This window comes from Pseudomonas syringae, assembly GCF_001698815.1.
Classification (GTDB): Bacteria; Pseudomonadota; Gammaproteobacteria; order Pseudomonadales; family Pseudomonadaceae; genus Aquipseudomonas; species Aquipseudomonas syringae_A.
Genome location: NZ_LGSI01000040.1, coordinates 246,316 through 257,907, shown reverse-complemented (window position 1 = coordinate 257,907; position 11,592 = coordinate 246,316). Strand labels below are relative to the sequence as shown.

Here is an 11,592-nt window from a genome sequence, read left to right as displayed (position 1 = left end):
CGTCGGGACTGCCAAGGAAGATCCTCAGCGCTTGCACCGGCGTCTTCGGGGACAAGTCCCCTCCTACCGGGTTGTGTGACTCGGTAGGACCGGACTTGTCCGGGAAGGCGTCGGGTTGCCAAGAGATCTTCAGCGCTTGTCGGGGACGCCTTTTCCCACAAGTTCAGCGATCACAACAACCCGCACTCCATATGCGTCGTCCGCCAGACCGGATCGTCCTCGACATCAACAACATGGAAACCCTGCCGCTGCCAGAAGCCAACCGCACCTGGCAAAAACGGATGGGTGTGCAGATACAGCACCTCGACGCCCTGCTGACGCGCATGTTCTTTCAGTTGCAAAAAAATCCGGGTCGCCAGCCCTGAGCGGCGAAATTCGGGGATGACGAACAGCCGCACGATTTCCACTACGCGCTTCTGGCCGTAGTCCAGCTGGGCAAATCGACCGTCGTAAGGCAGGTAACCGATGGCCGCGAAGATTTCCCCGTCGCGCCGGGCGATCAGGAATTTACCGCCGCCGTCTTCGATATACACTTGGGCGAAGTTCGCCAGATCCGCCGGCATGCCAGCAGCGTCGAGCTTCGGGAAGATTTCCGCGCGGGCGCGCAACACGAACTCCAGCACGGCTGCGACGTCTTGCTGTGTGGCAGGAATAATTTCCATCGATGACCTGTCTCAGTAAACCGGCGGCCATCCTACGCACAATCACAACGCCCGCGAAAGTCGCGGGCGCTGTGCATTAACGGAGGCCGCTCAAAAGCTACATGAGGAAGTACAACAGCACGATATTGGCCACCAGCATCGGCAGCGCCGTGGGGATCTGCGCCTTGATGACCGCGTATTTATCGGGCAATTCCAGTAACGCTGCCGGGACGATGTTGTAGTTGGCGGCCATGGGCGTCATCAGCGTGCCGCAATAACCGGAGAACATGCCGATGGCCGCGACCACCGCCGGATTACCGCCGTACATGCCAACCAGCACCGGTACGCCAATGCCGCCGGTCATCACCGGGAAGGCCGCGAAACCGTTGCCCATGACGATGGTGAACAGAGCCATGCCCAGCACGTAAACCGAAACCGCCACCAGACGGAAGTCCAAATTGATGTAAGCCGTCGCCAGATGCGCTACCGCCTTGCCGACCCCGGCATCGTTGAACAGCAAACCGAGCATCGCCAGCATCTGCGGCAACACCAGCGCCCAACCCAACGCTTCGGTCAGGCGACGGGATTCGCGCATGGCCTGCATCGGCGTATCGCGGGTCAACCAACACGCCAGCGCCAAAGCAAGCAGGCAACCCAGGCCCAGGGACACGAAGGTGCTGTTGGCCGGATCGAGCAAGGCGACGTCGCCAAACTTGATGTTCTTGAGAAACATCGCGCCAATCACAGTGACCAGCGGAATCGCCAGCGCCGGAATGAACAGCTTGTTGCCAAGCCGACCGGCGCTGGCGCGGCGCGCCTTGTCCGGCAGGTCTTCATGCTTGCCGAAGCCTACGCCGCCGAAACCGGCAATCGCCGCCATGACCAACACGCCCACGCCAACGATGGCTGGCGGCAACCGCTCACCCACCAGAAACGCGACGGCGAACAATGCCCAGAACAGACCGGTGCTCCAGCGCTTGGGGTTAGTGGTGTCGGTAACGGTCATCACCGCAGTGATCGCCAGAATGACGCCCGCCAGCCAATACAGGTATTGAATAGAAATGATCATTACACGCTCTCCCGCGCGGCCGCTGGCGGAGTGGACTGCGGCACAGGCTGCAACTGGCGATTGAGCAGCCGATCGAAGCGATGCAGGCGAATCGCATGGATCACAAAGGCGCAGATCGCCGTCGGGATACCCCACAGTGCGATGTGCATAGGATCGACGTCGATACCCGAACCGAGCAGGAAGGTGTGCATCAAGGCAATCGCGCCAAAGGCGACGAAGATGTCTTCGCCAAAGAACAAACCGACGTTATCCGTGGCGGCACACATGGCCAGCAGCTTGACGCGCAAGGCCTCCGGCAGTTTGCCAAAACGCGCTTCAGCGGCACCTTCGGCCATGGGCGCCAGCAACGGGCGAACCATCTGCGGATGCCCGCCGAGGCTGGTCAAACCCAACGCGGCCGTGGTCTCACGCACAAACAGGTAGGCGATCAACAGACGCCCGGCGGTGGCGCTGGTGAAGCGCGCGATCCAGTTCTGCGCGTGCAGGCGCAGACCGTGACGCTCTAGCAGGCCGATCACCGCCAGTGGCAGCAGAATGATCAGCGGCAAGGTGCGGGTCTTGATGAAGCCGGTGCCGATGGTAGCCAGAATCGTGTCCAGCGGCATGCTCGCGGCGAACCCGGTGGCGACCGCCGCAAGGGCGACCACCAGCATCGGATTGAAGCGCAGCACAAAGCCAATAATGATGACCAGCACGCCCAGTAGCGGCCAGAGATTGATAGCGGTTTGCATGATGGAAATCTCGTTCGGTGGTCCGATTTGAAGGATTCGGCGATCCGTGGCGAATCCTTACGCAGGTATCAAGCCAATCCCGGCCCTACCACAGCGGCATGGTGTAGCTGACGATCAGGCGGTTCTCATCCAGGTCGTTGCCGAAGTTGGAACGGACCGTCGCGTTACGCCATTTGACCCCAAGGTTCTTCAGTGCGCCGCTTTGAAACACATAGCCGATATCCGTGTTACGTTCCCACTCCTTGCCCTCGCCGCCCGCCGCGCGCTCCACGTTGTCGCCGGAGACATAGCGGCTCATGAAGGTCAGGCCGGGCGCGCCCAGAGACGCGAAGTCATAGTCATAGCGAACCTGCCAGGAACGCTCGTGAATATTGGCGAAATCGCCGATCTGGATAAAGTTGACCAGGAACGGATCGCTGCCGGTGATGTACGGAAACGGATCATCGCCGCTCATGCGCTGGTAACCGGCACCGAAGGCGTGGGCGTTGAGTTTGTAAGTGAACATCGAACCCAGCGCGCGGTTATCGAGGTCGCGAAAGTTGCCGTCTTCGCTGCTTTTCGAGAAACGCAGGTCCGTCTTGAAACTCTGCCCGGCGCCCAACGGCAGGACATGGATGAGGCCGCCGTAATACTGCTGATAGACGTTTTCCAGCTGCCCGTAATGGGCGCTGAGTGCCAGCTGCGGCGTGACCTGATATTCGCCGCCGCCAAAGTTGAAATCGTTGCTCAGTCCGCCGATGCGGTTGGCGCTCATCTCGGTGAAGTCAGTGGAACTGTTGGCCTTGATGCGGTCGATATGGCCGCCGGTAAACTTGAAGTTGTCGATATCCTGCGACGTCACCAGCGCGCCGCGAAAGGTCTGCGGCAGCAAGCGGGTGTCATTGGAGGACACCATCGGGCTGCGGAAAAACAGCGTGCCAGCCTTGAGTTCAGTCTTGGAAATCTTCGCCTTGGCGGTCAGGCCCAACTTGCCGTATTCATCCTGAGAGCCGCCGGAAGACAAGTCCGCCGGCAATAAACCGGTGCCGCCGCTGCCCGACCCGGAATCCAGCTTGTAACCGACCATCCCCAGCGCATCCAGACCAAAACCCACGGTCCCCGCCGTGTAGCCCGATTGCAGACGCAGGATGAAACCCTGGGCCCATTCTTCGGCTTTATCCCGGGAGCCGTCCTGGCGAAAATCGCGATTGAAGTAGAAGTTGCGGGCTTCCAGTTCCCCTTTGCTGTCAGCGAAAAACTCAGCATGGGCGCTCATCCCGAAACTCAGGGAAACGCCACCAAACAGCATTGCGCAGACGTATTTTTGATTGTTGTAGCTCATTGAAAACTCTCTCCATGAGCGCGCAGCGGTATCGACCGACTGTTGGCAGAGCGCAGTTATTGTTGGATGGCCGCAGCAAGCAACACGGCGGCCTGAAGGTTTGACGCAACGGTGTGATGAGAACAACGTTGCAAGACCTTTCTCGTTCCGGGGCAATCTTTCGGTAGCCTTGCCTCTGGCGTCCAACGGGAAAAAACCGCTATGCCTCATAAGAATTTCTGTATCGGTGCTGGCATATAACCTGCAATTTCCGGGGATATGCCTGACGCCGGCCGGTCTGAAGATTCGGACTCGGCACGCGGTCAGCACCTAAATTCCAGGCCACAATTCAGGGCCTCAATTCAAGGATCGGCGGTGAACCTCAAGTTTCTGGAAACCTTCGTCTGGGTCGCCCGGCTGAAGAGCTTTCGTCTGACGGCGGAAAAACTCTTCAGCACCCAGGCCTCTATCTCCAGCCGTATCGCGGCTCTGGAAGACGAAATGGGTGTGCGTCTGTTCGTGCGTGATTCCAAGGGGGTGTCGTTGACGCCCGAAGGCCAGCGGGTGCTGGAATATGCCGAGCACATCATGGACACCATGCAAACCATGAAGGCCGCGATCAAGGACCCGAGACAGGTGCGCGGCCGGATCCGCATCGGCGCAATGGATACGGTGATACACACCTGGCTCAGCCCTTTGGTAACACGCCTGATGAAGTGTTACCCGGCGCTGGAGATCGAACTGACCGCCGATACCGCGAGCAACCTGTGTTCGCAGCTGGAAAAAGGCTATCAGGACATTATTTTCCAGACCGACATATTGCGTTTCGACACGGTGCGCAACGCCGTGCTGACCCGTTATCCGATGCATTGGGTGGTGCCCACCGGTTCCAGCTACGACCGCAACTATGCGTCGCTGGAAGATTTGTCCCTGGAACGCATCGTCACGTTTTCGCGCAATTCCCGGCCGCATCAGGACATTCTCAACATGCTGCACAGCGCCAACATCATCACGCCGCGCATCAACTGCGTGAACTCGGCGTCGGCCATCACCCGGCTGGTGCGTGACGGCTTCGGCATCGGCGCCATGCCCGCTACGCTGGTGCGCGGCGAGCTGGCTCAGGGTGTGCTGACCCTGCTCGACGGCATTCCCCTGCCTTCGGTGATGGATATCGTCGCCAGCTGGCGCACCGGCGCCGGCATGGAACTGGTGGAAGACATCGTCAGCCTGACCCGGGAGGTGGTGGCGGAGTTTGATGCGGAATTGCCGCAGGGTTTCAGGGCGGAGGTCCTGGACGCGAGCTAAATGTCGGCGAATCGATTTCCCCATTGGAGCGAGCGGGCGGCGTTGCGACTTGCCCGCGAATCGGCCGTAGGAGCGACTGTAGGAGCGACTTCAGTCGCGAGCCGCTCATCAATTGCCCTCCCGGCTAAAGNTTGCCCGCGAATCGGCCGTAGGAGCGACTGTAGGAGCGACTTCAGTCGCGAGCCGCTCATCAATTGCCCTCCCGGCTAAAGCCGGTCCTACAGCAAGCCTCGCAGCAACAGGCCAGCGGTGCTCCCCAACAGTGCGCGAACAATACAAAAAAGCGATTCCCGCCCCCTTAATGCCCACAACAATTTCCACGTTTGCCCATCAGCTTTTCTAGTTCGACAAAGCCAGCGCGCTCGTTAAATCTGCGATCAACCCTGAGCCTGCGGGGACTTCATAAAAATGATCAGACGAGGGTTGCCGCATGGGCATCAATTTGAAATTTGGCCACAAGATTCTTCTCGGCGCGTGCGTCATCGTGGTTGCGGTGTTTCTGTCGTTTGCGCTGTTCAACGACTATCGGCAGACCGCCAGTACCCGCGACACGCTGCACAGCAATCTGCAGAACATGGGCAAGGTCCTCGGGGCCAACATCGACAGTTGGCTGGCCGGACGGATTCTGTTGATTGAAGGCCTGGCCGAAACCATCGCCACCAATCCCAACCCAGACACAATCAGCAACGCCCTGGCGCAGAACAGCATCACCTCGACGTTCGTCGCCAGCTACGTCGGCCTTGAAGACGGCCGCTTCGTGATCCGCCCGGAGCGCGTCATGCCCGACGGTTTCGATCCCCGGCAGCGCCCTTGGTACAAGGACGCGACGCGCACTCTCAAGCCGGTGCTGACCGAACCCTACATCGGCGCGGGCACCGATTATCTGGTCATGACCCAGGCGGTACCGATCAAAGTGGCTGGCCAAGCGGCTGGGGTACTGGGCGCGAATCTGAATCTGGAGACGCTGGCGAAAATCATCAACGCCGTGGACCTCAACGGCATCGGTTATGCGTTCCTGGTCAGCGCCGACGGCAAGATTCTGGTGCATCCGGACAAAACTCTGGTGACCAAGACCCTGACCGAAGCCTTCCCGTCCGGCGCGCCGGCTATTAATAGCCAGCTCAACGAGGTGCAGGAAAACGGCAAAGCCCGGATCGTGACCTTCACACCCATCAGCGGCTTGCCGTCGGTGAACTGGTCGATCGGTCTTTCAGTCGACAAGGAAAAAGCCTACGCCGCCCTGCATGAATTCCGCACCTCGGCGCTGATCGCCACGCTCATTGCAGTGCTGGTCACTGTCGGCCTGCTGGGTTTGCTGATCAACGCCTTGCTGCGGCCATTGCGCAGCATGGGCACGGCGATGCAGGCCATTGCCGAAGGTGAAGGCGATCTGACCCAACGCCTGCACAGCCTTTCCAGAGACGAATTCGGGGTGATGGCGGGCGGCTTCAACCGTTTTGTCGAGCGCATCCAACAGTCCATTGGCGCAGTGTTGCTGTCCAGTAGCCAGCTCACTGAACTGGCGGCGCGGGTCAGCCAGGCGTCGCATTCGTCGCTGAAGAGCTCCGACACACAGGCCGCCTTGACCCATAACGTCGCCACCGCGATCAACGAGCTGGGCGCCGCCGCCCAGGAAATCGCCCGCAGCGCTGCCCATGCATCAAGCCGCGCCTCTGACGCCAGGGACCAGACCCAGCAAGGACGGCAAGTGGTCGAGCGCAGCATCAGCGCCATGTCGCAGCTTTCGTCGCAAGTGGTCACCACCCGCCAGGACATCGAAAGCCTCAACGACAAGACCCTGAAGATCGGACGCATTCTCGATGTGATCAAAGGCATTTCCGATCAGACCAACCTGTTGGCCCTCAACGCCGCCATCGAAGCGGCGCGTGCCGGGGACGCCGGACGTGGGTTCGCCGTAGTCTCCGATGAAGTGCGCAGCCTCGCCCATCGCACCCAGCAATCGGCTCAGGAAATCCACAGCATGATCGAGGAGCTGCAAGTCGGTGCCAGCGGCGCAGTCAACGCCATGCTGGAAAGCCAGCGCCACAGTGACGACAACGTCAAAGCCGCCAATCTCGCCGGGGAACGGCTGGACAGCGTGCTGCTGGGCATTGGCGAAATCGACGAAATCAACCTGTCCATGGCCACCGCCACCGAAGAACAGACTTCCGTGGTGGACAATCTGGACCGGGACATCAGCCACATCAACGACTTGAATCAGGCAATGGTCGGCAACCTGCAATCCACGCTGCAGGCCTGCACCGAACTGGAAAACCAGTCCCATCGCCTGCAACAACTGGTCAACACTTTCAGGATCTGAGCCCTACCGCTCGCCGCGATGCCGGGTAAACGTTTCCAGCAGCCAGGCGCCTGCTGGCCCGAGGCTGCGCTGCCGCGACCAGATCACGTCGACGGCGGAGCTGCGCGGCCAGCCGGGAACATCCAGTTCTTTCAACTTGCCGCCCGCGTAGCCTTTGACCAGCCAGCGCGGCAACGCCGACCAGCCGAAACCGAACGCGGCCATGTCCATCAGCAACAAATAATTGGGCGCCGACCAGGGCCGATGGCCGCTGATGGGCAAGTCGTCGGTGGGCACGCTCTGATCGACCAGGGTGTTCAGGCGCAGTGCGCGATGGGCCGCGAGTTTCTGGTAATCGACCTGCTGCTCGGCGGCCAACGGATGCTTGTGGCCGACGAACAGCCCGAAATCGGCACGTTCGGCAATCGTCGCGTAGCCAACTTCCGGCGGATAACTCGGTTGTGCCGACAACAGGCCTAACGACGCGCGGCCGGACTGGATCAGGTTGATCGCATCGCCGTGCTCGGCAAAGACACATTCCAGTTCCAGCTCGGGAAAGCGCTGGTCCAGCTCGGCCATGCGCATCTCGAAGTCGGCGAATTGATTGGCGTCGGACAATACCAGCGTCAGGCGCGGCTCCATCCCTTCAGCCAGACGCCCGGCTGCCCGGCGCAACTTATCCGAAGCGGCAAGCACATCTTCAATGCGCCCGAGCATGGCCTTGCCGGCCTCGGTCAGGACGGGGTGCTTGGACGAACGGTCGAACAATTCCAGACCCAGATCTATTTCCAGACGGGAAATGGCTTCGCTGATGGTCGACTGACTCTTGCCCAGGCGCCGCGCCGCAGCGCTGAAAGACCCCAACGCGACGGTCTGGGCAAACGCCTCGAGGGCTTCGGGTGAATAGCTCATGTATCGGTTTTCCCGATGGTAACGATTTTCACTTTAACGCAATCACCGATGAGAATGCACGTCTTGAACTGCCCAGTTCCAACCCTGTGGGAGCAGAGCTTGCTCGCGAATAAGGGCGGCAATCCAACACATGCGAGCCTGAAACATCCCATTCGCGAGCAAGCTCGCTCCCACTAGACTCAGCCTCCAAGAGGTCTTCATCCCATGCAACAACCCACCAAAACCATCAAGGAACGCGCGCTGCATGCGCTGCTCTTCGAGATCATCGGCGTGCTGCTGTTTGCGCCATTGCTGGCCTGGCTGCTCGGCCATTCGCTGGGCAAGATGGGCGCCATGACGGTGATGATTTCCACCGTGGCGATGCTCTGGAACATGCTGTTCAACGCCCTGTTCGACCGGCTGCGGCACAGGTTCGGTTTCGCCCTGTCGCTGAAAGCGCGCATCGCCCATGCGCTGGGTTTCGAGGGTGGGCTGATTCTGGTGGTGGTCCCGCTCGCCGCCTGGTGGCTGTCCATCGGCTGGCTGGAAGCGTTCCTGCTGGACGCGGGCTTGCTGTTGCTGTTTCTGCCGTACACCCTGGCGTTCAACTGGCTGTACGACCAGACGCGAGAGCGAATCGTCCGGCGTCGAGTGCAGACCGCGCAGAACAGCGTCAGGCCCTGAGGCGACTGCCGCCCACCGCCACGCCGAGCAACATCACGGCGACGATCATGAACGCCAGTTCCAGGCTGCTGACGTGAGCGATGAAACCGATGCCCGCCGGGCCGATCAGAATCCCGGCATACCCCAGGGTAGTGATCGCCGGGACCGCCACGTTTTCCGGCATGCTTTTCTGTCGGCCGACTGCGCTATAGCAGACCGGGACGATATTCGAGCAGCCAGCGCCCACCAGCGCATAACCGAGCAGCGCGGCTTCCCATGAGGGAACCAGCGTGGCAATTGCCAGACCTGCCGATGCGCACAAGCCACCGAGAATGATCACCCGATTCGGCCCGACCCGCCGTACGATGGCGTCGCCGAAAAAGCGCCCGAGGGTCATGGTCAGGGCGAAAACCGCATAACCCAATCCGGCGTAGGACGTTTCAACGCCGCGCAGGGAACTGAGGAACACCGCGCTCCAGTCGAGCATCGCGCCTTCGGTGAGGAAAACCGTGAAGCACAGCAGGCCGATGAACAGCACCACGCCCCGGGGAATGGCGAACGGCGGGCCGTCGGTTTCGCTGCCGTAGGTCAGCAGATGCGGCGCGGCCTTGAACAGGCAAAGCGCGACGAACGCGACAACAATGAGCATCGATGCCAGCGGTGACGCGCCCAGGCTCAACAGCCCGGCAACACCCGCCGCACCGGCAATCCCGCCCAGGCTGAACAGGCCGTGAAAGCCGGACATCATGGTCTTGCCGCTAGCGCGCTCGACAATAATCGCCTGGATATTCACCGTGCAATCCAGCGCGCCCATGCTGGCGCCGAAGATAAATAGCGTAGCGATCAACAGTGGCAAATTGGAAAGCGTCGCCAATAACGGCAGACACAGGCAGATGATCGCGGTGGAACCGACCAACACCCGCCGACAGCCGAACCGCGCCGCCAGGGCACCGGCCAATGGCATGGCAATGATCGAACCGACACCGAGGCAGAGCAGCAACAAACCCAGCGTGCCGTCATCCAGCCCGACCCGAGCTTTGGCGTAAGGCACCAGCGGTGCCCAGGCGGCCAGGCTGAAACCAGCAATGAAAAACGCCACGCGGGTGGAAAATTGTTCCCGGCGTCCGGTCACAGCCGGTGCCGGGGTGCTGATGGAAGTCATGCAAGCTCCTTGTGAACACCCGTCCGCTCGACCGGGCAATCGCAGCAGCCTAGCAAAGGTCGGCGGTTATCCAAACGTTTCGTGGACAGGTATTACCGTTCTGGACCTATTCGTTTGAACAAGGCTTGCCCGCGAATCAGGCGCCTCGGTGGTCCAGATCCACTGCGTCATATTTGTTCGCGAGCAAGCTCGGCTCCTACAGGCCCAATTCGTTGGAGCGAGGCTTGCCCGCGAATCGGGCGCCTCGGTGGTCCAGATTCACTGCGTCATCGTTCTTCGCGAGCAAGCTCGGCTCCAACAGGCCCAATTCGTTGGAACAAGGCTTGCCCGCGAATCAGGCGCCTCGGTGGTCCAGATTCACTGCGTCATCGTTCTTCGCGAGCAAGCTCGGCTCCAACAGGCCCAACTCGTTGGAGCGAGGCTCGCCCGCGAATCTGGCGCCTCGGTGGTCCAGATCCACTGCGTGATCGTTCTTCGCGAGCAAGCTCGTCTCCAACAGCCCCAATTCGTTGGAGCGAGGCTTGCCCGCGAATCAGGCGCCTCGGTGGTCCAGATCCACTGCGTGATCGTTCTTCGCGAGCAAGCTCGCTCCCACATCCTTCCCTTCCGTTAGACTGTGCGCCGCTACGAATCAATAAAAACAAAGAGGTTGCTGTGTACAAAGGTGTAGTGCTGTCGGTATCAGCCTCGGTGTTGTTCGGGGTCATGTATTTTTATACCTCGCTGATGACGCCATTGAACGGCGAGGAGATTTTCGGTTGGCGCATGTTGCTGACTGTGCCGTGCGTCACGCTGTTCCTGTTGTCCAGTGGCGACTGGCCGCTGGTGCGCAAGATCGCCAGCCGTTTGCGGCATCAGCCCGCGCTGCTGCTCGGCATGGCTGTTTCCTCGCTATTGCTGGGCGCGCAATTGCTGATTTTCATGTGGGCGCCGCTGCATGGGCGCAGCCTGGAAGTGTCCCTGGGTTACTTTCTGCTGCCGCTGACCATGATCATCACCGGGCGCATCGTTTATGGAGAAAGGCTGTCACGCCTGCAAAAGATCGCCGCGTTTTGCGCGATGATAGGCGTCGGCAATGAACTGCTGCGCCTGGGCAGCTTTTCCTGGGAAACCCTGTTGGTTGCCTTGGGCTACCCGATCTATTTCGTGCTGCGCCGCAAACTGGCCATCGATAACCTCGGCGGGTTGTGGTTCGACATGACCTTAATGCTGCCGGTTGGCGTGTGGTTCATCGTCAGCGGCAATCCAGCGGCCATCCAGCAAGCGCCGATGCTGTATCTATTGATTCCGTTGTTGGGTGTGATCAGCGCATCGGCACTGGTGAGCTACATCGTCGCCAGCCGTTTGCTGCCGTTCAGTCTGTTCGGCCTGCTCAGTTACGTCGAACCGGTGCTGCTGGTGGGCGTCGCGCTGCTGCTCGGGGAAAGCATCAGCCGTGAGGAATGGATGACTTACCTGCCGATCTGGCTGGCGGTTCTGGTGTTGGTCTTCGAAGGCGGCAAGCACGTCCTGGTCCAGCGACGCACCTGAG

The 11,592-nt window shown here is 60.5% G+C and carries 11 protein-coding genes; 4 read left to right on the top strand and 7 right to left on the bottom strand.

All coding sequences use genetic code 11. The features are described 5' to 3' along the window. Window positions 1-170: 170 nt before the first annotated feature. The 4 genes from AFK24_RS12480 to AFK24_RS12465 all read right to left on the bottom strand — a co-directional run bounded on the left by AFK24_RS12480 (window position 171) and on the right by AFK24_RS12465 (window position 3,762). On the bottom strand, window positions 171-662 hold the full coding sequence (locus AFK24_RS12480; RefSeq protein ID WP_065833524.1) for a GNAT family N-acetyltransferase: 492 nt from the start codon (window positions 660-662) through the stop codon (window positions 171-173). Between the two features lie 97 nt (window positions 663-759). Beyond that, a complete protein-coding gene (locus AFK24_RS12475; RefSeq protein ID WP_065833523.1) occupies window positions 760-1,710 on the bottom strand; it encodes a DUF979 domain-containing protein in 951 nt (316 codons plus the stop codon). Next, window positions 1,710-2,441: a DUF969 domain-containing protein gene (locus AFK24_RS12470; RefSeq protein WP_065833522.1), complete on the bottom strand. Its 732-nt coding sequence runs from the start codon at window positions 2,439-2,441 to the stop codon at window positions 1,710-1,712. The genes AFK24_RS12475 and AFK24_RS12470 overlap by 1 nt, the downstream gene beginning before the upstream one ends. Before the next feature lie 85 nt (window positions 2,442-2,526). Continuing rightward, window positions 2,527-3,762, bottom strand: a complete 1,236-nt coding sequence (locus AFK24_RS12465) for an OprD family porin (RefSeq protein WP_065833521.1) — start codon at window positions 3,760-3,762, stop codon at window positions 2,527-2,529. Window positions 3,763-4,116: 354 nt separating this feature from the next. On the opposite strand from AFK24_RS12465, the gene AFK24_RS12460 reads away from it, so the two are divergent. Both AFK24_RS12460 and AFK24_RS12455 read left to right on the top strand, forming a co-directional pair. Next, on the top strand, window positions 4,117-5,046 hold the full coding sequence (locus AFK24_RS12460) for a LysR family transcriptional regulator (protein WP_065833520.1): 930 nt from the start codon (window positions 4,117-4,119) through the stop codon (window positions 5,044-5,046). A 430-nt stretch (window positions 5,047-5,476) separates the two neighbouring features. Then, window positions 5,477-7,366, top strand: a complete 1,890-nt coding sequence (locus tag AFK24_RS12455; protein WP_065833519.1) for a methyl-accepting chemotaxis protein — start codon at window positions 5,477-5,479, stop codon at window positions 7,364-7,366. A gap of 3 nt (window positions 7,367-7,369) precedes the next feature. On the opposite strand, the gene AFK24_RS12450 is transcribed toward AFK24_RS12455, so the two are convergent. Continuing rightward, the gene (locus AFK24_RS12450; RefSeq protein ID WP_065833518.1) at window positions 7,370-8,257 is read right to left on the bottom strand and encodes a LysR family transcriptional regulator; all 888 of its coding nucleotides are present in this window, start codon (window positions 8,255-8,257) and stop codon (window positions 7,370-7,372) included. 204 nt (window positions 8,258-8,461) lie between these two features. Here AFK24_RS12450 and AFK24_RS12445 point away from each other — a divergent pair, with 204 nt between their 5' ends. Beyond that, window positions 8,462-8,920: a multidrug/biocide efflux PACE transporter gene (locus AFK24_RS12445; RefSeq protein WP_065833517.1), complete on the top strand. Its 459-nt coding sequence runs from the start codon at window positions 8,462-8,464 to the stop codon at window positions 8,918-8,920. Here AFK24_RS12445 and AFK24_RS12440 read toward each other — a convergent pair. Further along, entirely contained in the window at window positions 8,910-10,061 is a 1,152-nt protein-coding gene (locus tag AFK24_RS12440) for an MFS transporter (protein WP_065833516.1), read from the bottom strand. The two genes, AFK24_RS12445 and AFK24_RS12440, sit on opposite strands and share 11 nt — an antisense overlap. Before the next feature lie 334 nt (window positions 10,062-10,395). Next, the gene (locus AFK24_RS31185) at window positions 10,396-10,545 is read right to left on the bottom strand and encodes a hypothetical protein (RefSeq protein ID WP_170826321.1); all 150 of its coding nucleotides are present in this window, start codon (window positions 10,543-10,545) and stop codon (window positions 10,396-10,398) included. Between the two features lie 170 nt (window positions 10,546-10,715). Here AFK24_RS31185 and rarD point away from each other — a divergent pair, with 170 nt between their 5' ends. Then, window positions 10,716-11,591, top strand: coding sequence for an EamA family transporter RarD (gene rarD / locus AFK24_RS12430; RefSeq protein WP_065833514.1), 876 nt, complete (start codon window positions 10,716-10,718; stop codon window positions 11,589-11,591). Window position 11,592: the final 1 nt, after the last annotated feature.

Excerpts from the sequence above, each read along its gene's own strand:
- AFK24_RS12480 (WP_065833524.1), bottom strand. The coding sequence starts at position 662 with ATGGAAATTATTCCTGCCACACAGCAAGACGTCGCAGCCGTGCTGGAG.
- AFK24_RS12470 (WP_065833522.1), bottom strand. The coding sequence starts at position 2,441 with ATGCAAACCGCTATCAATCTCTGGCCGCTACTGGGCGTGCTGGTCATC.
- AFK24_RS12455 (WP_065833519.1), top strand. The coding sequence starts at position 5,477 with ATGGGCATCAATTTGAAATTTGGCCACAAGATTCTTCTCGGCGCGTGC.
- AFK24_RS12445 (WP_065833517.1), top strand. The coding sequence starts at position 8,462 with ATGCAACAACCCACCAAAACCATCAAGGAACGCGCGCTGCATGCGCTG.
- AFK24_RS12475 (WP_065833523.1), bottom strand. The coding sequence starts at position 1,710 with ATGATCATTTCTATTCAATACCTGTATTGGCTGGCGGGCGTCATTCTG.
- AFK24_RS12465 (WP_065833521.1), bottom strand. The coding sequence starts at position 3,762 with ATGAGCTACAACAATCAAAAATACGTCTGCGCAATGCTGTTTGGTGGC.
- AFK24_RS12440 (WP_065833516.1), bottom strand. The coding sequence starts at position 10,061 with ATGACTTCCATCAGCACCCCGGCACCGGCTGTGACCGGACGCCGGGAA.
- AFK24_RS12450 (WP_065833518.1), bottom strand. The coding sequence starts at position 8,257 with ATGAGCTATTCACCCGAAGCCCTCGAGGCGTTTGCCCAGACCGTCGCG.